Consider the following 18980-nt stretch of genomic DNA (forward strand, 5'->3'; position numbering starts at 1 on the left):
GGACGGGAATCCGAGTGGGATCCGAGTGGAATCGGGCCCGGATCCCCGCCGGGCGCGCGTGTGGGCTCGCGTGCGGTGACCGGCCGGGGGATCCGGGCCGGACGGCGGACCCGGCGGCCGGGCCGGAAGCGGGCCGGGCCCGCGGAGCGGACGGCCGGGCCGGGCGCAACCGAAATTCGCTGGCGCACAGGGGGCTGCGAAGGCAGGCTCGCGCGTGGATGCGGTGGCCTGGGACAGGTCCCCCGTTCCGACCGCCATCCTCCCCCGACCAGGAACGGCACCCCCATGCACCAGCCCGCGGCGCTCGGCGCCGACGCCGTACGCACCCTGCTCTCCCTGGAGGGCACCCCCGTCCGGCGGGTGGCGGAGGGAAGTGAGCACGCGACGTGGTTCATCGGCGACGACCGGGTGCTGCGCCTGGCGGCGGACGAGGACGTGACCCTGCGCCAGCGGCGGGAGGTCGCGCTGCGGGACGCGCTGCGCGGACGGCTTCCGGTGCCGGTTCCGGAGAGCCTGGCGAGCGGCGAATGGGCGCCCGGGCTCGCGTACACCCTGGACCACAGGCTCCCGGGCCGGTCGGCGGAGGAGCGGCAGGTGTCCGGCGCGGGGGAACTGGACCTCGCGGGGCTGCTGGCCGCCCTGCGGTCGTACGGGCGGACGGAGCCCGGTGACCCGGCCGGTGCGGCGGCGGCCGGGGGCGGGTCCGGTGCCGGTACGGGGCCTGTCGCCCTGCCCCGGGAACCCGTACGGGACCCGGCCGGGCTCCGGGAGGAGGCCCTGCGCGCGGCCGAACGGTCGGCGGATCCGGCCCTGGACCCCGGGCTCGTCCTGCGGCGGCTCGCCGTCCCGCCGCCGCCCGCCGCGCCGGACACGGCCGTACTCCTCCACAACGACCTCAAGGGCGAGCATCTGCTGATCGGGGACGACGGCGAGATCACCGGGGTCCTCGACTGGACGGACGCGGCGCTGGGCGATCCCGCCGAGGACATCGCCGGACTCGCGATCTCCATCGGCGCCCCGGCCGCCGTCCGGGCCGCCGCACTCGCCTCGTACGGACCGGAGGTCTGTCTGCGCGGGCTCTGGCTGGCCCGCTGCGACACTCTGGTCCGGCTGGCCGAACGGCTCCACGGCTCCGACGACGACAGCCCGCTGCCCCTGCTGCGGACCCAGCGCCGCCGCGCCTGGCAGCTCACCCCTCTTGACCTGTAGGAACGTTGCGGTCCTGCCCCGTTGTCAGTGGCGTAGTGCACCATCGGAACACGATCGGGAACCCGATCGGGCACAGCAGCACACCAGCAGAGCAGTATCGGGGCAGCGGAGGGACGGCAGGCATGGCGATCACGAACGAGAAGGTGGCCGGATACGCCTTCTTGGAGAAGCTCTTCGGCGACTCGTACTACCCGCAGGAGCTGATCGCCGAGGGCCGGACGATCCTGCTGGAGCTGTGCGAGCGCATCGAGCGGCAGCGCCCGGCGGACCTCGCCGCGCTGTACGCGCTCACGGCGGTGGCCACCGAGCGGTTCAACGAGCTGGACGGGAAGATGCGGGACGCGGGCAGCGAAATCGAGACCGTGGCCCGGGACGAGATAGCCGTGGACTTCCACTTCGTGGCGAAGGCGTACGGCTTCCCGGAGGCGGACATCGAGGAGCTGGTGGCGGAACGCGACTGGTAGCCGCCCGGTAGCCGGGGGAGGCTGCCGCTCAGCGGCGGGTCAGCCGGAAGAGCCGGATACGGCGCTCGGTGCGTTCCTGGTAGACGGCGTACGGGGGCCAGAAGTCGAGCAGTTGCGCCCAGGCGCGTTCCCGTTCCCCGCCCTCCAGCAGCCGGGCGCGGACGGGGATGTCCCGGCCCCGCCAGTTGATCTCGGCGTCCGGATGGGCGAGGAGGTTCGCGGACCAGGCGGGATGTCCGGCCCGGCCGAAGTTGGAGCCGACCAGCAGCCACGATTCGGTGTCGGTCGCGGTGTGCGTGCTTTTACCGGGGCCTGTGCCGGGGCCTGTGCCGGTCTGGTGGAGGGCCGCGAGGGGGAGCGTTCTCGGGAGTCCGCTTCTGGCGCCCCGGGCGGTGAGGACGACGCCGGGCAGCATCTGCGCGCTGGGGAGCACCCGGCCCCTGGTGAGCCGGTGGACCGCGTGGTCGACGGCGGGCAGGACGCGCGGGGCGACCCGGGCGAAGGCGCGGGTGGCGGACAGCCGCTGGACCGTGCGGTGAAGCGTTCCATGGCGGTTCATCGGGCGACGTCCTCTCCGGCCGGGTCCGTACTCCTTCTCCTTCTTGTTCCCTGCGCCGTGTCCGCCGGGTCCGTGCCGTCCCCGGCGGCGAACAGGCCCGGGGAGAACAGGCCCGGGGAGAACAGGCCCGCCTGTTCCGCCGCATGGGCCCGCAGCCGGTGGACCGGTCCGAACAGCAGCTCGTCGGCCGCCGCCCGTTTGAAGAAGAGGTGAGCGTCGTGTTCCCAGGTGAAGCCGGTCCCGCCGTGGAGCTGTACGGTCTCCGCCGCGACCGTGCGCAGCGCCTCCAGCGCCTGCGCGAGCGCCAGACCCGCATCGTCCGGATGGCGGGCGGCCCAGGAGGCCGCCGAGCGGGCCGCGCGGACCCGGACGTACAGATCCGCGAGCCGGTGTTTCACGGCCTGGAAGGAGCCGATCGGCCGCCCGAACTGCTCCCGCTGCCGGACGTGTTCGACGGTGCGTCTCAGTGCGCTCTCCGCCGCGCCGATGGCCTCCGCGGCGATGAACACGGCCGCCCGGGCACCCGTCGCAGCGAGCGCGGCGGCCACCGGGGCACCGGTGTCGGCGGAGTCGGGGGCGCCCAGGAGTGCGGCGGGGCAGTCGCGCAGCTCCAGCCGGGCCTGGGGACGGGTCTCGTCCAGGGTGGTGCGGCGGGTCCGGGTCAGACCGGGTGCGCCCGCGGGGACCAGGAAGAGGAGCGTACGGCTGCGCGGATAGCCGCCGGTGTGCGCGGCGACCAGGAGCAGTCCGGCGCTGTGGCCGTCGAGGACCTGGTCGGCCTCTCCGTAGAGCAGCCAGCCGCCGGGGGGTGATTCCGTCCGCCGGGCCTGAATCCCGCCGGCGCGTCCGCCGCCCGCCCAGCCCGGGGATGTGTTGCCCGGCCCGGGGGCGGGGACCAGACCGAGGGCGGTGGACAGGGCGCCGCCGGGGACGGCGAGGGCGCAGGTCAGTGAGCCGTCGGCGAGGTCCGGCAGCAGGGCGGCGCGCTGCCCGGGGGTGCCGAGCGCGGTGACGAGGGGGGCGGCGAGCCCGGCGGTGGCGAGCAGCGGGGACGGCAGCAGGACCCGTCCCGTCTCCTCGGCGGCGACGGCGAGTTCGGGCAGCCCGCACCCGACGCCCCCGTACTCCTCGGCCAGGGCGAGCCCCGGCAGCCCGAGCTGCCCGGAGAGTGCTGCCCAGAGCCCGGAGTCGTAGCCCTCGGGGGTCCCCACGGCGGCCCGGTTCCGCGGCCCGGTCGCGCGCTTCTCAAGGAGGTCGCGCAGGGTGCGCCGGATCCCGGCGTGCAGGGCGGCGGTCTCGTCCACGCTTCCGGCGGATCCGGCTCGGTCGGGGGCGGGGCTGCCGGTCGCAGGACCGTCGGGGCCGGGACGTACGGCGGCAGGCGGGGCTCCGGGCGGCTCCGGCGACGCGGCAGCGACACTGCCGGGTCCCGGACCGGGCACGCCCGGGCCACCCGTACCGGAAACCTGCGTACCGGAAACCTGCGCACCGGAGCCGGTGCCGGAGCCGTCCGCAGCCGGGCCGCGTCCCGGACCACCGGCGACCGGCGGGGCGCCCGGCGGTGCGGGGGCCACGTCCCCGGCCACCGGCGTACCCGTGCTCTCGGCCGCACCGGCGACGGCGTCCGTATCCATGGGAGCCCCCTCTCCTGACGGGCCGTCATATTAAGACCGGCCACCATGGATGGACACCCCCGAGCCCCCCTCCGTCCCGAAATTCGCACCCTCCCCCGAAACCCCCATCTGATGTACCGTCAGATTCATGGCTGTCTCGACCACCCCCGGCGCCCGGACTCGCCACCGGCCCGCCCGGCGGACCGCCGTCGCCGGAATCGCCCTCGCGGACTGCGGCCGGAGCAGTCCGCACCAGGGCCCCACCCCGTACGCCCTGCACGCCCAGGCCGCCCGCCGGGCGCTCGTCGACTCCGGGCTGGACCGCTCCGTGATCGACGGCTTCGGCTCCGCCGGGCTCGGCACGCTCGCCCCCGTCGAGGTCGCGGAGTATCTGGGCCTGCGGCCGCGCTGGGTGGACTCGACCTCCGTGGGCGGGGCGACCTGGGAGGTGATGGCCGCCCATGCCGCCGACGCCATCGCGGCCGGGCACGCCAACGCCGTCCTCCTCGTCTACGGTTCCACCGCCCGCGCCGATATCAGGGCCGGGCGCCGGACCGCCGGGCTCGCCCTCGGCAACCGGGGGCCGCTCCAGTTCGAGGCGCCGTACGGACACACTCTGATCGCCAAGTACGCGATGGCGGCCCGGCGCCATATGCACCGCTACGGGACCACGCCCGAGCAGTTGGCCGCCGTCGCCGTCCAGGCCAGGGCGCATGCCGTCCGCAACCCGGACGCCATGTTCCGTACCCCCCTCACCGTGGACGACGTCCTCGGCGCGCCGATGATCGCTGACCCGTTCACGAAACTGCACTGCTGCATCCGCAGCGACGGCGGCTGCGCGGTGCTGCTGGTCGCGGAGGAGTATCTGGCCGACAGCGCCCGGGCCCCGGTGTGGATCCTCGGCACGGGCGAGTACGTCTCGCACGCCGCGATGTCCGAGTGGGAGGACTTCACCGTCTCCCCGGCCGCCGTCTCCGGGCGGCTCGCCTTCGAACGGGCCGGGCTGTCACCGGCGGAGATGGACCTCGCCGCAATCTACGACGCGTTCACCTATATGACGCTGGTGACCCTGGAGGACCTGGGGTTCTGCGCCAAGGGCGAGGGCGGCGCGTTCGTCGAGAAGGGGCGGATCGGCCCGGACGGCGAACTGCCCGTGAACACCGACGGCGGCGGGCTCTCCGCCTGCCATCCGGGGATGCGCGGACTGTTCCTGCTGGTGGAAGCGGTACGCCAACTCCGCGGTGAGGCGGGTCCGCACCAGGCCCGGGGGCGGGACGGCGGCGTTCCGCGGCTGGCGGTGGCGTCCGCGACCGGGGGCTGGTTCTGCTCGTCGGCCACGGTGGTCCTGGGCCGCGACTGACCGGCCCGGGGATCCGTACCGTCCGTCACTCCCGGGCCCGCCGCCTGGGACGATCACCCCCATGGACATGCATGCCCAGGACCCCGTACCGGCACCGCAGGATTTCCAGGAGGCCTTCCGCGCACTGCTGCACGCCCAGCGCGTCTGGGAGCACCCGCTGCCCGCCTTCGATCCGGAGGCGGCCCCCGGCGAACCGCTGCCGCTGTTCCACCGGTGGTTCGCTGAGGCGGTGGCGGCGGGGCAGCCCGAACCGCACACCATGTCGCTGGCGAGCGTCACCGCGGACGGCAGCCCGGACGTACGGATCGTGATGCTGCACGACGCCGACGAGCGCGGCTGGCATTTCGCCTCCCACGCCACCAGCGCGAAGGGCCGCCAGCTCGCCGCCCGCCCGGACGCGGCCATCGGCTTCTACTGGCCGGTGCAGGGACGCCAGATCCGGCTCCGCGGCCGGGTCACCGCGCTGGGCGCCGGGGAGAGCCTGGCCGATCTCCACGCCCGTTCGACGGGCGCCCTCGCCGCGGCCCTCACCGGCCGCCAGAGCGAACCGCTGCCGGACCTCGCCACCCTGGCCGCCGCCTCGGGAGCCGCCTGGGACCGCGCCCGTACGGAACCGGACGCTCCCGTCCCGACCTGGACCCGCTACGTCCTGGCCCCGGACGAGGCGGAGTTCTTCCAGGGCGCCGGGGACCGCCGCCATGTCCGCCTTCGCTACCGCCGCACCCCGGGCGCCGCGGCGGGCTGGGCGCGGGAGCTGCTCTGGCCGTAAGGCCCGCGACACCCGCGACACCCGTGACAGCGGTACGGGAGCGGACCGGCGCCACCGTCACCGCGCCGATCCGCCCCGGCGGGACCGCGTCACCTCACGCGATCCCGCTGCGCCTCACCGCCCGGGCACCCCGAGGGTCGTCTGGACCGACACCCCTATACAGCCCTCACCCTTGAGACCTCCGCCCGGCGACGACTCGGCCCTGCCCCTGCCCTTGGCCAGCTGCATCCAGGTCTTCTCGCCGTCGTAGGAGACGACGATCTCCCGCATCGTCTGCGGCAGCAGCTCCAGCCCGTCCCAGGAGATGTACACCATCGCGTTCTTGCCACTGGAGATCGCCTGCAACCACCTGTCCAACGCCTGGCGGTTCTTGCGGAAGTGCTTCTCGTCCTTGAACGCCTCGGGGTCGCCGTCCGCAAACCTCACGAGGTCAAGCGTCTTGCAGCTCACCTTCGACCCGTCCTTCACCAACCGGCGCGACGGCGGATCCGCCTTCCGCTCCTCCCGGGGCGCCGGCCTCTCGTCCGCAGCGGCGCCCGGCCGTTCAGCGACCGTCCGGTCAGCGGCCGGCTTACGGTTCTCCGCGACGGCCGTCGACGCCGTCAGCCCGGCGGTCATGGTCACCGCACAGGCCGAGGCCGCCAGCACCGTGCCCGCCTTCTTCCACTTCGTACGCAAAGCTCCTCCATCTCCTGGAACGCCGGAGAGCCCGGGCGTCACTTCTTCTCCGCCCAGACCTGGCCCAACACGGCCGTCACGCAGTCGTACCCCTGCACCCCGGAGGCCTGCGGCGCACCGGCGGCCTTCGCCCCCGCCGGGATGCGCGCCTCGGACTCCCCGCCCCGGACGGCGAGTCGCTTCCAGGTCCGCCCGCCGTCATAGGAGGCGGCGACATTCCGGATAGTCTCGGCCCGCAGCTTCGGCCCTTCCCAGGTCATGACCAGGATGGCCTGCTTCTGGCCACCCGCCACAGCCTTCCGGATCCACTTCGTCTGCGCCTTGTCGCGCTCGGCATCCAGCATGCGGCCCCAGCGGCCATCCTTGAATTCCTGCCACGGCGCGCCATTCGCCACCGCAACCTTCTTCGCGGGCTTGGGCACCTTGCACATCCCGTTCACCCCGGGCACCACAGCCCGGCCGGACGCGTCGGCGTTCCGGGCACGGGCCTCGGCCAGTTGCTTCCCCTCAAGCTCCACATAGGAGTAGGCCGACTTGGCCCGGGCCGGTTCGTACTCCTTTGCATAGCCCGGTTTCTCTTCCTCCGCGACGGCCGTCGACGCCGTCAGCCCGGCGGTCATGGTCACCGCACAGGCCGAGGCCGCCAGCACCGTGGCCGCCTTCTTCCACTTCGTACGCAAAGCTCCTCCATCGAGGGATCAGAGAAGCCGCCCGTCACGACTCCAGCTGAACTGCCTTACTTGTTACGGGCGTTCGTCCACACCCGTCCGTACAGTTCAGTGCTCCCGACCGGCCGAAGGGTTGCGGAACCATCGGCACCACCCCGGATGAGCGCGGCTCGCGCGGCTCGCACCGGGCGGTGGCGGTACGGCTCAGAGGCTCCGCCCGGCCGGACGGAAGACCGGCACGGCCACGCCCCCTCCCCCGGGCTCCGCCGCCTCCTCCCGGAACACCACCTCCAGCCGCATCCCGACGCCCAGCCGCCCCTCGGGGCACTCCACCACCTCGGTCATCAACTTGGGCCCCTCTTCCAGTTCGACGACCGCGGCGACGTACGGCACCCGGCGGTCGAAGGGCGGGAGGTCGTTGCGGTGGACGACGGACCAGGTGTAGAGGGTGGCGCGGCCGGTGGCGGGCTCCCACTCCCCGTCCTCGCTCCAGCAGTACGGGCAGAACTCCCGCGGATAGTGGTGCGCCCGGCCGCAGGCGCGGCAGCGGCGGACGAGGAGGGTGCCCGAGGCGGCGGCGGTCCAGTAGGGGCGGGTGAAGTCGTCGATATCAGGGGTGGCTGCGGTCACCGGACGCGGTCCTTCCTTCAACGGATCTGACAGTATGTCAGTTGACTTCGTCCGGCCCGAACACGCAAGGGGCACCGGCGGCGGCCGCCGCCGGGACCGCGTGATCAATTCGCAATGGATTCCCGTCTGGACCGAGACCCATCCGGTGACCGCGCGATTACGCTCACGTGTTATGGACCTCGACCGCACCCCCGACATGCCCGTCTATGTCATCGGGGGCGGTCCGGCCGGACTGGCGACCGCTGCCGCGCTGCGGGAGGAAGGCGTCCGTGCGGTGGTGCTGGAGAAGTCCCCCGCGGTCGGCGCGTCCTGGCGCGGCCACTACGACCGGCTCAGACTGCACACCACCCGCCGCAAGTCGGCGCTGCCGGGGCTGCCGATGCCGCGGTCCTTCGGCCGCTGGGTCTCCCGCGACGACGTCGTCCGCTATCTGGAGAAGTACGCGGAGTTCCATGAACTCGACGTGGTGACGGGGGTGGAGGTCACCCGGGTCGAACCCGTACCGGCCGCCCCCTCAGGAGCGGTACCGACGCCCGGATCCGCACCCGCACCCACGCCCGGGAAGAGACGGAGGCGGCAGCCCGCGCCGGCCGCGTGGCTGCTGCACGCCACCGGCGGACGGCGGCTCCTCGGCCGCGCGGTCGTCGTCGCCTCCGGCTACAGCCACACCCCCCGGCTGCCCGACTGGCCGGGCAGCCCGTCCTTCACCCGGCCGCTGCTGCACGCCCGCGAGTACCGCGACCCCGCCCCGTACGAGGGGATGGACGTCCTGGTGGTGGGGGTCGGCAACACGGGCGCGGAGATCGCGGTCGATCTCGCCGATGGCGGCGCGGCGCGGGTACGGCTGGCGGTCCGCACGCCCCCGCACATCGTGCGCCGCAGCACCCTGGGCTGGAGCGCGCAGCACAGCGCGATAGCGGTGCGGCGGCTGCCGGTCTTCCTGGTGGACCGGCTCGCCCGCGCCCAGTCGGCACTGGCCGTACCGGACCTCTCCGCCTACGGGCTGCCGCGGCCCGCGAAGGGCCTGTACACGCGGGTCGGGGAGGGCGCGCTGCCGGTGCAGGACACAGGGCTGGTCCGGGCCGTGCAGCGGGGGGCGGTGGAACCGGTCGCGGCGGTGGAGTCCTTCGACGGGGACACCGTGGTGCTCGCGGACGGCGAGAAGCTGTCACCGGACGCGGTGATCGCGGCGACGGGGTACGAGCGCGGGCTCGGCGGCATGCTCGGCCATCTCGGCGTGCTCGACGACCGGGGACGGCCGCGGGCCCGGGGGCGCCGCTGTCCGGCCGGGGCACCCGGCCTGTACTTCACCGGGTTCACCAATCCGCTGACCGGGATGCTGCGGGAGATCTCCCTCGACGCCGGGCGGATCGCGAAGGCGATCGCCCGTCACTGACCCCGGCGCCGGGGTGGGGCGAGAGCGTCCGGCGCCGGCCGCGTCCGGCCCCGGTTCACTTTCACCGTTCTTTACTTTCTTGACTCTTCACGCTTCCGCACCTCTCCAGAGGCGCGGACGACCGCCCCGGTCAGCGGGCGAGACCAGGCTCCCAGTCGGGGTCGACGGCGATGACACCCGGCTCCCAGTCGGGGTCGACGACGCCCGCACGGAAGCCGTTCACGCAGATTCCGGCCAGCGCGAACCCCGCGCGTCCGTTCACGATCTCCATAGCGATACCTCCGGATTTCTCGCAGGGGTGCGACCATGCGCCATCCGACGGTCCCCACCCCGTTCTGCCCAGCCAGCGCATCGTACGTGAGTACGGCTCATCACCTCTCCTTTATTACGGTGCAGCTCAGCGCGCCGGCGAGGGCAGAGAACGGGGTTGCGCGCCACCGAAATACACCGGGCCGGGGCGGGCTGCGGCGGGCGCCGACGACACCGGGACGGGCGGCGGCGGGCGGCGGCGGGCGGGCCCGCGGCGGCACGCCGGGAAACGACTTCAGGCCATCTCGTACGGTCCGGGCCGAGGTTGCGACACGCGTGCGGTACAGGGGCCGGACGGGCGGCGGGCGGGTTGCAGGGCCGGACGGACGAGTCCGAATATCGGCGTCTGAAGCGGAAATGAAAGGGTAAAGAAATGGCAAGGGCCAGGACGGAGCCGTAGCACCGGCCTTTCTTCGCAGACCTGTTTCTGACATGACGTCAGGTCTGTAAGCTGACTATGTGTCAGCTTTGGGGGCCGGCCGAGACGAGACGGAAGCAGGCGCGCCCGCACGCCCGGCGGCACCCGGTGCCGGGCCGTGAGCGCGCGCCCTCGACCCGCCGCCCACCACCGGCAACGAGAGTCGGACCAACGAAACGAGCAGGGAGCGGAGCTCACCGATGCTTGGATCTACTCACGGCACCCTCACCTCCGGACTCCGTGCGCGCGTCGTCGCCTGCGGGGAGCCCCCGCACGACACCGTCCACGACGCCGCGTCCGTCGTCGCTTCCGCCGGGGACACGGACGTCAGCGGCCGCCCCCTGTATGCGCCCGTGCCCGACCTCGACCGCTTCTTCCGTCCGTCGTCCGTGGCCGTCGTCGGGGCGTCCGACGCGGAGGGCCGCCCGAACACGGGCATCACCCGGCAGCTGGTGGCCTGGGCCGGGCGGGTGGGCGCCCGGCTCCATCCCGTGCACCCCTCGCGCAGCGAGGTCTTCGGCATCCCCTGCGTACCGCGGATCGGCGCCGTGGCGGAGCCCGTCGACCTCGCGGTGCTGCTGGTCGGCGATCCGCTGCCACTCGTCGACGAACTGGCCGAGGCGAAGGTGAAGTTCGCCGTCGCGTTCGCCGCGGGCTATGCGGAGACGGGCGAGGACGGCGCGGCGGCGCAGGCACGGCTGGCCGCCGCGGTGGAGCGGGCGGGGATCCGGCTGCTGGGGCCGAACACCAACCTCAACGCCTTCGAGGAGTTCCGCGACGATCTCGACGGGCCCGCCATCGCCCTGATTACCCAGTCCGGTCACCAGGGGCGCCCGGTCTTCACCCTTCAGGAGCTGGGGATCCGGCTCTCCCACTGGGCGCCGACGGGCAACGAGGCCGATCTGGAGACGGCGGACTTCATCTCGTACTTCGCGGAGCGGCCCGAGGTGGGCGCCATCGCCTGCTACGTGGAGGGCCTCAAAGACGGCCGGGCGTTCCTCCTCGCGGCCGACCGGGCGGCGCGGCGCGGGGTGCCGGTGGTCGCGGTCAAGGTGGGGCGGACGGAGACCGGGGCCCGGACCGCCGCCTCGCACACGGGCAAGCTGACCGGCGCGGACCGGGTCGTCGACTCGGCGATGCGGCAGTACGGGGTGATCAGGGTCGACGGCCTCGACGAGCTCCAGGACACCTCGGCGCTGCTGGCGAGGGCGCGCGCACCGCTCGCCGACGGGGTGGTGGTGTATTCGATCTCCGGCGGCACCGGGGCGCATTTCGCGGACCTCGCCACCGCGGCCGGGCTGACGCTGCCCCGGCTCTCCGCCGCCAGGCAGACCGAGCTGCACCAGTGGATCCCGGACGATCTGAACGTGGCCAACCCCGTGGACAACGGCGGTCATCCGGTGGGCGACTGGCGCGGCCGGAAGATCATCGACGCAATTCTGGCGGATCCCGCGGTCGGGGTGCTGATCTGCCCGATCACGGGCCCGTTCCCGCCGATGAGCGACCGGCTGGCCCAGGACCTGGTGGACGCGGCGGAGCGGACCGAGAAGCTGGTGTGCGTGGTGTGGGGGTCCCCCGTGGGCACCGAGGCCGCCTATCGGGAGACCCTCCTCGGATCCTCGCGGGTGGCCACCTTCCGTACGTTCGCGAACTGCATCACGGCGGTCCGGGCGTATCTGGACCACCACCGGTTCACCACCGGCTACCTGTCCCCGTTCGACGAGGCGCCCCGCAGCCACTCGCCGTCGTTCCGCAAGGCGCAGGCGCTGCTGAAACCGGGCGCCCGGCTCAGCGAGCACGGCGCCAAACAACTGCTCCGGGCGTACGGGATACGGGTCCCGCGCGAGCAGTTGGTGACCAGTGCGGCGGCGGCCGTCCGGGCGGCGGGACAGGTGGGCTATCCGGTGGTGATGAAGGCGTCCGGAAGCCTGCTCGCCCATAAGACGGAGCTGGGCCTGGTGAAGATCGGGCTGACCTCGGCCAGCCAGGTCAGGGACGCCTACCGGGAGCTGACCGAGATCGCCCGGTGCGAGGGCACCGACCTGGACGGGATCCTGGTCTGCCAGATGGTCGAGCGGGGTGCGGAGATGGTCGTGGGCGTCACCCAGGACGCCCTCTTCGGCCCGACGGTCACCGTGGGTCTCGGCGGGATCCTGGTGGAGGTGCTCCGGGACACCGCGGTCCGCGTCCCGCCCTTCGGTGAGGTCCAGGCCCGGGCGATGCTGGCCGAACTCCGCGGCCGGGCCCTGCTCGACGGGGTGCGCGGCGGTCCCCCGCTGGATGTGGACGCCCTGGTGGAGGTGATCCTGCGGGTGCAGCGGATGGCGCTGGAGCTGGGCGGCGAACTGTCCGAGCTGGACATCAACCCCCTGATGGTCCTGCCGCGCGGCCAGGGCGCGGTGGCGCTGGACGCGCTGGCGGTCTGCCGGTGACCGCGCCCGAGGTGCTGCACCGGGTGGAGAACGGGGTGTCGTGGCTGACCCTCGACCGCCCGGAGGCGATGAACGCCCTCACCCCGGCCCAGCGGGAGCGCCTGATCACCCTGCTCTCCGAAGCCTCCGCCGATCCGGCGGTCCGCGCGGTCGTGATCACCGCCACGGGCAGCGCGTTCTGCGCGGGAGCGGACCTGCGTGCCGCCCCGGGCGGCGGGGAGCGGGTGGCGGGTGATGTCGCCCGGCTGATCCGCGGGGGCGCGCAGCGTCTCATCGCCTCCGTGCTCGACTGCGAGAAGCCGGTGATCGCCGCGGTCAACGGCACGGCGGCGGGCCTGGGCGCGCATCTGGCCCTGGCCTGCGATCTGGTGATCGCCGCGGAGGAGGCTCGCTTCATCGAGGTCTTCGCCCGCCGGGGCCTGGTCCCGGACGGCGGCGGCGCCTATCTGCTGCCGCGCCTGATCGGCCCGCAGCGGGCGAAGGAGCTGATGTTCTTCGGCGACGCGCTGCCGGCCCGCGACGCCGAACGGTGGGGCCTGGTCAACCGGGTGGTCCCGGCGGAGGAGCTGGAGAAGACGGCCCGCGCCTGGTCCGACCGCCTGGCAACCGGCCCGACGAGGGCGCTGTCCCTGACGAAGCACCTGGTGAACGCGGCCCTGGACACGGACCGCGCCACGGCATTCGCGGCGGAGGCGGCGGCGGTGGAGCTGGCGATGACGACGCAGGACGCGAACGAGGGGGTGACAAGCTTCCGGGACCGCAGAAGCCCCCGCTTCCAGGGCCGGTAACCCAGCTCAGGGGCGGAAAGCGAAAGACAGAACGACAAGGGAAGATCCGAGGTAGGATAGGTGTCATGGGCGAGCCTACCAGCAAGTACTCGATCACAATGCCGCGCGATATCGCAGAGGCCGCTAAAGCCAGGAGCGGACCTTCGGGCTTGTCCTCCTACGTGGCGGCCGCCGTTGCCCGCCAAGTCGAACGGGACAACCTCAACGAACTCATCCAGGTCGCCGAAGCCGAGCACGGCCCTGTCACCGCAGAGGAAGTCCAGCACTTGCGCGAGCAGCTCGAGCGGGCCCGGCGCGAGCAGGCTCGGGGCGGAGCCAACGCCGCGTGAGCCGCCCCCCCGCCACTCCCGGTGGCACCCTTGTCCTCGACAGCGAGGGACTGGCCAAAGCCGTGCTGCGGGATCGCACGGTAACCACATGGCTCACCCTGGCTCGCACCGACGATCTCCGAGTCATCACATCGGCAGCCACCCTGGTGGAAGTGGTCCACCCCCGCATCAACCGCCCCGCCCTGGACTGGGCCCTCTCCCGTGTCGTGGTCGAGCCGATCACCGAGGCCGTGGCCCGCCACGCTGTGGCGCTGCTCACGGACGCTGGACTGCACGGACACAAGTACGCCATCGACGCAATGCTCAGCGCCACCGCGCTCGCCGCACCGGGCCCGGTTACCGTCCTGACATCCGACCCCGAGGACCTCGTCGCGCTCTGCGGCAGCCGGGTCACCGTGATGAAGATCTAAACAATCACACCCTGCCCCAAAACAACGCCGTCAGCACGAGGGGCTCCGGGAAGCGCATACCAGGACAGAGCATGGCGGACATGGGTTACGGCGCGGCCATGGCGGCGAAGCCGATCACGACCGTCAGCAGCCACAGCGCCGCGAATCCCCAGAGCCACGGGGCGAGCCGGGTACGGGAGGCCCCGGCCGGACCGTTGCGGTGGGCGCGGTCCGCGGCGCGCAGCGGCAGTACGGCGGAGAGGGCCACCAGACCCCAGGCCTGGAGGTAGTCCGCCGGGCTGCCGAAGCCGAACGGGACGGCGTACAGGGCGCCGAGCCCCAGGAGGAAGGCGGCCCGCCACCACCGCACGGCCCCGCCCCGGTGCGCGGCGGCCCGGTCCGCGAGGGCGATCACGGGCAGGACGTAGGCCAGGGCGATCAGCGCGCCGAAGACCAGGGCGATGGCGGGGGCGTGGAAGACGGCGGCCATGGTGAGCAGGGCGGTGAACCCCGCGCTGCCCTGTCCGATGCCCAGCGCCAGGGACCCTGCCAGGACCACGACGGCCAACTGCGCGGCGGCGGGCAGGAACGCCGCACTCGCCAGGGGCAGATAGCGCTCGGCGTACCCGGACGAAACCCTCGATGAGGATACGGACGAGGATGCGGACGAGGGCTGAAGCATGGACATGGCGGCGAGACCCCCCCAGTTCACCGAGAACCCGTGACAAAGGGACGATACGCCTGGCCGAAGCGGTCGGACGGGTCGAACGACGGAGTGACCCCGTGATCCGCCTCACCGCGCACCGGCCCCGAGGGAGGGGCCATCACCGGCCGCCGCCCCACCCGCCACCTGGTCACGGCAGGTCGTCCCGGTGCACCATCGAGGGGCCTGGTCGACCGCCCCCGCGCCACCTCAGACAATCAGGAGTTCTGAGATGCGTTACAGTCACCGCCGGCTCGTCGCCTCCGAGACCGCCGCCGCCTCGGCCGCCGCCGCGTCCGCCGCCGAGACCGCAGCCCGCCGCGCGGCCGCGCTCGCCGATGCCATCCGTACCGAGTGCGACACCATCGACACCGCCACCACGGACCCCGCCGTCCGCTCCGCGCTCACCCGCATCCGCGGCGCGCTCGACGGCACGCCCACGGACACGCTCGACCTCGCCGCCCACCTCCACGACGGCGGCACCGTCACCCTCGTCTACGACAGCGGACGGGCCGCCTCCGACGGCCCTGCGGCCGACCCCGGCTACCGCGCCACCGCGACGGCGATCGACGGGAGCACGACGGCCTGGGCCCGCGGTGCCGGCATCGACGAGGCCCTGCTGCATCTGCGCCGTTATCCGCAGGACTACTGGCCGGACGAGGACTGGGACGACTTCGTCTCCGACCCGGGCTTCTGACCGCAGGAACCGCGGGGACAGCGGGAACCGCGGGACCGACACCAGCAGCCACTTCCTATCTGACGATCCGTCAGTTTGAATGGAGAGATGATGGGACACGCGGGCATGGCCGCCGCCGCCGTCCGGTATCTGCGATCCGTGGGAGCGGCGCCCACGAACCAGCCGCCCGAGGCATCGGAGCCGTACGACCCACACCCCCGCGCCGAGCTGCGTGCCGTAGGGGAGGACGAACGCGTGCCCGTCGAGAGCGGGGAGTTCCGGCGGGTCATGGGGCGGTTCGCCAGCGGGGTGACCGTGATCACGGCGCGGGACGCAAAGGGGCCCGCCGGGTTCGCCTGCCAGTCGTTCTCGTCGCTGTCGCTGGACCCGCCGCTGGTGGTGTTCATGGTCGCGCGGACCTCGACGACCTGGCCCAGGATCGCCCGCGCCGGGGTCTTCTGCGTCAATGTGCTGGGCGAGGGGCAGGGGGAGCTGTGCCGGGGCTTCGCCGTGCGTGGGGGCGACAAGTTCGCCGGGGTGGCGCACCGGCCCGCGCCGGTCGGCGGGGCGCCGCTGCTGGAGGGGGCGACCGCCTGGGTCGACTGCGCGGTGCACGCCGTGCACACGGGTGGCGACCATCTGATCGTCGTCGGCCGGGTCCGGGCGCTGGGCGCGGACGGCGACGGGGATCCGCTGATCTTCCACGAGGGACAGTTCCGGCGTCTGGAATGACCAGGACACGGCCCGGGTCCGGGGGAAATCCGGATGCCCGGCGGGCCGCGGGCCGGTTACCGTCGAAGGATGGAACCGCTCACCGACCAACAGATCCGTGGCTCCTTCGTGAACTGCACGAAGGGCGAGGCCAAGCGGCTCCGGCTCCCCACGGACTTCGGCGAGACCCCCTGGGGGGATCTCGACTTCCTGGGGTGGATCGACCCGGGCGCGCCCCAGCGGGCGTATCTCGTGGCCCCCGGCCCGGACGGCACCCCGATCGGGCTGAGCCTGCGCGTCCCGGCGACGACCAACAGCAGCGCGTTCAAGTCGAGCATCTGCAATATCTGTCTGACCGGGCACGCGTCGTCGGGTGTGACCCTGCTGGTGGCCCCGCTGGCGGGCCCCCGGGGCCGCGAGGGGAGCACGGTCGGGATCTACTTCTGCGCCGACCTCGCGTGCTCCCTCTACATCCGGGGCAAGCGTCAGCCGAAGCTCCGCACCCGGCAGCACGAGGAGAGCCTGACCCCGGACGAGAAGGCGGCCAGACTGCTGGACAACCTCCGCGCCTTCACGGAGAAGGTCACCGCGGACATCGCGGTCGGCTGACGCGCGGACGACCGCGGGGTCCGTCCCGGAGGAAGACCTATTCGGGGATGTACGCCACCGCGTCGATCTCCACGAGCGCGCCCGGGCGGGCGTGCCCCGAGGTGGAGACGACCGTGACGGCCGTGCGGTGGTCTCCCCACACCGATCGCGACGCCTCGTATCCCACCCGTGCGTCGATCCCGTCGACGAGGTAGATGTTGAGTTTGGCGACGTGCTCGGGACCGGTGCCCGCGGCCGCAAGCACGGTCAGCACGTTCCGCATGGCCTGAGCGGACTGCGCCTCGATGCCGTCGAGCAGGTTTCCGGCGCTGTCGGTGCCGAGCTGGCCGCCGACATGCACCGTCCGGCCCGCGGGGATGATCACCCCCTGGGTGAAGGCGGGGTTGCTGGGCAGCTCTTCGGGGTCGAGGTGTGTCGTCTTCGCGGTCATGGCCCCACCCTGACACCCGTTGCGGTCAGGTCCGGTCCGCAACTCCCGCGGCCACGGGCCGTACCGCGCTCAGGCGACGAGTGCCGCGTGCGCCGCGTCGAACGTCTCCCACAGCTCCCCCGCGGGCACCGGGCCGAGCTCCAGCTGTACGCAGCACGCCTCGTCGTGCCCGTTAGGCGTCAGGCGGACGAAGAACGCGTACCCGTCGTCGACGCGCTCGGCCTTCAGCGTCAGCGGATTGTTGCGGGCGGGGGTCACCGCCGCGGAGAACCGGCCGCTCAAGGGGTCGCCGACACGGGACCGCATCCGCTCGGTGAAGTCCACGGCCTCCTCGACGCCGATGAAGGCGGTGAAGTCGGCCGTCAGGCTGGAGCACCAGTCGGCGGTGATCCGCCAGTGCTCCTCGTCGGTCCGCTCCAGCTCCAGCCATGCGTCGTCGCCGCCGATCCGTATCCGCACCTGCTCCATCGCCGTCCTCCGCCGTCTTCCGCCGTCCGTGTCCGGGCCGGCAACTCTATGAGACGGCACCCCTGTCTATGAGACGGCACCCCGGCCCAGTCAAGGCGCCGCGGCCTTCACCGGAGTCCGGCGGATCACCAGCGCCATCAGTGCCGCGGCCGCGCACAGCGCGCCCGAGGCGTACCAGACGACGTCGTACGAGCCGAAGGCGTCCCGCGCCACCCCGCCCGCGAAGGCGACGACGGCCGCGCCCACCTGGTGGGAGGCGAGGACCCAGCCGAAGACGATTGCGCTGTCGTCGCCGTAGTACTGGCGGCAGAGGGCGATCGTCGGCGGGACGGTGGCCACCCAGTCCAGTCCGTAGAAGACGATGAAGAAGATCATCGGCGGCCGGATATCGGGCGCGAGCAGCATCGGCAGGAACATCAGACTGATGCCTCGCAGCGCGTAGTAGACGGCGAGCAGCCTACGGGTCTCGTAGCGGTCGGTCAGCCAGCCGGAGCAGACCGCACCGATGATGTCGAAGACGCCGACCAGCGCGAGCAGGGACGCGGCAGCCGTGACCGCCATGCCGTGGTCGTGGGCGGCCGGGATGAAATGGGTCTTCATCAGGCCGTTGGTGGTGGCGCCGCAGATCGCGAAGGTGCCGACGAGCAGCCAGAAGGGTCCGGTACGGGCCGCGTCGAACAGCACCGTCACCGCTCGCCGGGCGGCGCCCTTCGCGGGTGGCGGCTTGGGGGTGAACTCCTCCGCGCCGTAAGCGGCGAGTCCGGCGTCGGCCGGATGGTCGCGCAGGAGCAGCCAGACAAAAGGGACGACGGCGAGGGCGGCGAGGGCGACGGTGATCGCGGCGGGCCGCCAGCCGCGCTCCTCCACCAGCCAGGAGAGGAGGGGGAGGAAGACGAGTTGGCCGGAGGCGCCCGCGGCGGTGAGGAGGCCGGTGACCAGTCCGCGGCGGCGGACGAACCAGCGGTCGGTGACGGTGGCGGCGAAGGCGAGGGCCATCGAGCCGGAGCCGAGGCCGACGAGGACGCCCCAGAAGAGGACGAGTTGCCAGGCCTCGGTCATGACGACGGTCAGGGCCGAGCCGAGGGAGATCACGGTCAGGGCGGCGGCGACGACCCGCCGGATGCCGAAGCGGTCCATGAGGGCGGCGGCGAAGGGCGCGGTCAGCCCGTAGAGCGCGAGGTTGACCGAGACGGCGAAGCCGACCGTGCCGCGGGACCAGCCGAACTCGTCGTGCAGCGGGTCGAAGAACAGGCCGGGCAGGGAGGCGAAGCCCGCCGCGCCGATGATCGTCACAAAGGTGACGGCGGCGACGAACCAGGCGCGGTGCACGCGGCGCCGGGGGCCGGGCGCGGGAGGCACGGCCGAAGGCAGG

The 18980-nt window shown here is 73.0% G+C and carries 22 protein-coding genes; 12 read left to right on the plus strand and 10 right to left on the minus strand.

Annotated elements, in window-relative coordinates; genetic code table 11:
* The first annotated feature begins 285 nt into the window (after positions 1-285).
* Together B7R87_RS12855 and B7R87_RS12860 are read left to right on the plus strand one after the other, a co-directional pair.
* Positions 286-1209 carry a phosphotransferase family protein gene (locus B7R87_RS12855; RefSeq protein ID WP_130585083.1) on the plus strand — a complete coding sequence of 308 codons (924 nt, stop codon included), beginning with the start codon at positions 286-288 and terminating at the stop codon, positions 1207-1209.
* A gap of 122 nt (positions 1210-1331) precedes the next feature.
* On the plus strand, positions 1332-1673 hold the full coding sequence (locus B7R87_RS12860) for a DUF5713 family protein (RefSeq protein WP_006348656.1): 342 nt from the start codon (positions 1332-1334) through the stop codon (positions 1671-1673).
* A gap of 28 nt (positions 1674-1701) precedes the next feature.
* Here the strand turns inward: B7R87_RS12860 and B7R87_RS12865 are convergent, their stop codons facing one another.
* Together B7R87_RS12865 and B7R87_RS12870 are read right to left on the minus strand one after the other, a co-directional pair.
* Positions 1702-2232 (minus strand): nitroreductase family deazaflavin-dependent oxidoreductase, encoded by a 531-nt coding sequence (locus B7R87_RS12865; protein ID WP_006348655.1) that lies wholly within the window; start codon positions 2230-2232, stop codon positions 1702-1704.
* Positions 2229-3536 carry an acyl-CoA dehydrogenase family protein gene (locus tag B7R87_RS12870; protein ID WP_006348654.1) on the minus strand — a complete coding sequence of 436 codons (1308 nt, stop codon included), beginning with the start codon at positions 3534-3536 and terminating at the stop codon, positions 2229-2231. Before B7R87_RS12870 ends, B7R87_RS12865 begins: the two co-directional genes overlap by 4 nt.
* A gap of 457 nt (positions 3537-3993) precedes the next feature.
* On the opposite strand from B7R87_RS12870, the gene B7R87_RS12875 reads away from it, so the two are divergent.
* Both B7R87_RS12875 and B7R87_RS12880 read left to right on the plus strand, forming a co-directional pair.
* Positions 3994-5205 (plus strand): thiolase C-terminal domain-containing protein, encoded by a 1212-nt coding sequence (locus B7R87_RS12875; protein ID WP_006348652.1) that lies wholly within the window; start codon positions 3994-3996, stop codon positions 5203-5205.
* A gap of 61 nt (positions 5206-5266) precedes the next feature.
* On the plus strand, positions 5267-5974 hold the full coding sequence (locus tag B7R87_RS12880; RefSeq protein WP_006348651.1) for a pyridoxine/pyridoxamine 5'-phosphate oxidase: 708 nt from the start codon (positions 5267-5269) through the stop codon (positions 5972-5974).
* Positions 5975-6088: 114 nt separating this feature from the next.
* Here the strand turns inward: B7R87_RS12880 and B7R87_RS12885 are convergent, their stop codons facing one another.
* From B7R87_RS12885 to B7R87_RS34100, 3 genes are all read right to left on the minus strand, one after another.
* Entirely contained in the window at positions 6089-6652 is a 564-nt protein-coding gene (locus B7R87_RS12885) for a hypothetical protein (RefSeq protein ID WP_040915900.1), read from the minus strand.
* A gap of 38 nt (positions 6653-6690) precedes the next feature.
* Positions 6691-7332 (minus strand): hypothetical protein, encoded by a 642-nt coding sequence (locus tag B7R87_RS12890; protein WP_006348649.1) that lies wholly within the window; start codon positions 7330-7332, stop codon positions 6691-6693.
* Positions 7333-7524: 192 nt separating this feature from the next.
* Complete coding sequence (locus tag B7R87_RS34100) at positions 7525-7950, minus strand: Zn-ribbon domain-containing OB-fold protein (RefSeq protein WP_006348648.1); 426 nt, start codon at positions 7948-7950, stop codon at positions 7525-7527.
* Between the two features lie 172 nt (positions 7951-8122).
* Here B7R87_RS34100 and B7R87_RS12900 point away from each other — a divergent pair, with 172 nt between their 5' ends.
* The gene (locus tag B7R87_RS12900; RefSeq protein WP_006348647.1) at positions 8123-9346 is read left to right on the plus strand and encodes a flavin-containing monooxygenase; all 1224 of its coding nucleotides are present in this window, start codon (positions 8123-8125) and stop codon (positions 9344-9346) included.
* A gap of 130 nt (positions 9347-9476) precedes the next feature.
* On the opposite strand, the gene B7R87_RS12905 is transcribed toward B7R87_RS12900, so the two are convergent.
* A complete protein-coding gene (locus B7R87_RS12905; protein ID WP_157997778.1) occupies positions 9477-9617 on the minus strand; it encodes a hypothetical protein in 141 nt (46 codons plus the stop codon).
* 656 nt (positions 9618-10273) lie between these two features.
* Here B7R87_RS12905 and B7R87_RS12910 point away from each other — a divergent pair.
* From B7R87_RS12910 to B7R87_RS12925, 4 genes are all read left to right on the plus strand, one after another.
* Positions 10274-12505, plus strand: a complete 2232-nt coding sequence (locus tag B7R87_RS12910) for an acetate--CoA ligase family protein (protein WP_006348646.1) — start codon at positions 10274-10276, stop codon at positions 12503-12505.
* Between the two features lie 68 nt (positions 12506-12573).
* Complete coding sequence (locus B7R87_RS12915) at positions 12574-13293, plus strand: enoyl-CoA hydratase/isomerase family protein (RefSeq protein WP_233169047.1); 720 nt, start codon at positions 12574-12576, stop codon at positions 13291-13293.
* A gap of 65 nt (positions 13294-13358) precedes the next feature.
* Positions 13359-13622, plus strand: a complete 264-nt coding sequence (locus B7R87_RS12920; protein WP_006348644.1) for a hypothetical protein — start codon at positions 13359-13361, stop codon at positions 13620-13622.
* On the plus strand, positions 13619-14032 hold the full coding sequence (locus B7R87_RS12925) for a PIN domain-containing protein (RefSeq protein ID WP_040915896.1): 414 nt from the start codon (positions 13619-13621) through the stop codon (positions 14030-14032). Before B7R87_RS12920 ends, B7R87_RS12925 begins: the two co-directional genes overlap by 4 nt.
* An 85-nt stretch (positions 14033-14117) precedes the next feature.
* Here the strand turns inward: B7R87_RS12925 and B7R87_RS12930 are convergent, their stop codons facing one another.
* Complete coding sequence (locus B7R87_RS12930) at positions 14118-14699, minus strand: hypothetical protein (RefSeq protein WP_045853018.1); 582 nt, start codon at positions 14697-14699, stop codon at positions 14118-14120.
* Positions 14700-14946: 247 nt separating this feature from the next.
* On the opposite strand from B7R87_RS12930, the gene B7R87_RS12935 reads away from it, so the two are divergent.
* From B7R87_RS12935 to B7R87_RS12945, 3 genes are all read left to right on the plus strand, one after another.
* On the plus strand, positions 14947-15411 hold the full coding sequence (locus B7R87_RS12935) for a hypothetical protein (protein WP_006348641.1): 465 nt from the start codon (positions 14947-14949) through the stop codon (positions 15409-15411).
* Between the two features lie 87 nt (positions 15412-15498).
* Positions 15499-16122, plus strand: coding sequence for a flavin reductase family protein (locus B7R87_RS12940; RefSeq protein ID WP_006348640.1), 624 nt, complete (start codon positions 15499-15501; stop codon positions 16120-16122).
* Between the two features lie 69 nt (positions 16123-16191).
* Entirely contained in the window at positions 16192-16710 is a 519-nt protein-coding gene (locus B7R87_RS12945) for an FBP domain-containing protein (protein ID WP_006348639.1), read from the plus strand.
* Positions 16711-16747: 37 nt separating this feature from the next.
* On the opposite strand, the gene B7R87_RS12950 is transcribed toward B7R87_RS12945, so the two are convergent.
* The 3 genes from B7R87_RS12950 to B7R87_RS12960 all read right to left on the minus strand — a co-directional run bounded on the left by B7R87_RS12950 (position 16748) and on the right by B7R87_RS12960 (position 18979).
* The gene (locus tag B7R87_RS12950) at positions 16748-17140 is read right to left on the minus strand and encodes a RidA family protein (protein ID WP_006348638.1); all 393 of its coding nucleotides are present in this window, start codon (positions 17138-17140) and stop codon (positions 16748-16750) included.
* Positions 17141-17209: 69 nt separating this feature from the next.
* Complete coding sequence (locus B7R87_RS12955; protein ID WP_006348637.1) at positions 17210-17608, minus strand: hypothetical protein; 399 nt, start codon at positions 17606-17608, stop codon at positions 17210-17212.
* A gap of 90 nt (positions 17609-17698) precedes the next feature.
* Positions 17699-18979 carry an MFS transporter gene (locus tag B7R87_RS12960; protein WP_045853022.1) on the minus strand — a complete coding sequence of 427 codons (1281 nt, stop codon included), beginning with the start codon at positions 18977-18979 and terminating at the stop codon, positions 17699-17701.
* Position 18980 lies beyond the last annotated feature (1 nt).

It is taken from the genome of Streptomyces tsukubensis (genome assembly GCF_003932715.1).
In the GTDB taxonomy this organism is placed as follows: Bacteria; Actinomycetota; Actinomycetes; order Streptomycetales; family Streptomycetaceae; genus Streptomyces; species Streptomyces tsukubensis.

Coding starts and splice junctions, on each gene's coding strand:
- B7R87_RS12855 (WP_130585083.1), top strand. CDS start 286: ATGCACCAGCCCGCGGCGCTCGGCGCCGACGCCGTACGCACCCTGCTC.
- B7R87_RS12860 (WP_006348656.1), top strand. CDS start 1,332: ATGGCGATCACGAACGAGAAGGTGGCCGGATACGCCTTCTTGGAGAAG.
- B7R87_RS12865 (WP_006348655.1), bottom strand. CDS start 2,232: ATGAACCGCCATGGAACGCTTCACCGCACGGTCCAGCGGCTGTCCGCC.
- B7R87_RS12875 (WP_006348652.1), top strand. CDS start 3,994: ATGGCTGTCTCGACCACCCCCGGCGCCCGGACTCGCCACCGGCCCGCC.
- B7R87_RS12880 (WP_006348651.1), top strand. CDS start 5,267: ATGGACATGCATGCCCAGGACCCCGTACCGGCACCGCAGGATTTCCAG.
- B7R87_RS12900 (WP_006348647.1), top strand. CDS start 8,123: ATGGACCTCGACCGCACCCCCGACATGCCCGTCTATGTCATCGGGGGC.
- B7R87_RS12905 (WP_157997778.1), bottom strand. CDS start 9,617: ATGGAGATCGTGAACGGACGCGCGGGGTTCGCGCTGGCCGGAATCTGC.
- B7R87_RS12910 (WP_006348646.1), top strand. CDS start 10,274: ATGCTTGGATCTACTCACGGCACCCTCACCTCCGGACTCCGTGCGCGC.
- B7R87_RS12915 (WP_233169047.1), top strand. CDS start 12,574: ATGAACGCCCTCACCCCGGCCCAGCGGGAGCGCCTGATCACCCTGCTC.
- B7R87_RS12920 (WP_006348644.1), top strand. CDS start 13,359: ATGGGCGAGCCTACCAGCAAGTACTCGATCACAATGCCGCGCGATATC.
- B7R87_RS12930 (WP_045853018.1), bottom strand. CDS start 14,699: ATGTCCATGCTTCAGCCCTCGTCCGCATCCTCGTCCGTATCCTCATCG.
- B7R87_RS12935 (WP_006348641.1), top strand. CDS start 14,947: ATGCGTTACAGTCACCGCCGGCTCGTCGCCTCCGAGACCGCCGCCGCC.
- B7R87_RS12940 (WP_006348640.1), top strand. CDS start 15,499: ATGATGGGACACGCGGGCATGGCCGCCGCCGCCGTCCGGTATCTGCGA.
- B7R87_RS12945 (WP_006348639.1), top strand. CDS start 16,192: ATGGAACCGCTCACCGACCAACAGATCCGTGGCTCCTTCGTGAACTGC.
- B7R87_RS12950 (WP_006348638.1), bottom strand. CDS start 17,140: ATGACCGCGAAGACGACACACCTCGACCCCGAAGAGCTGCCCAGCAAC.
- B7R87_RS12955 (WP_006348637.1), bottom strand. CDS start 17,608: ATGGAGCAGGTGCGGATACGGATCGGCGGCGACGACGCATGGCTGGAG.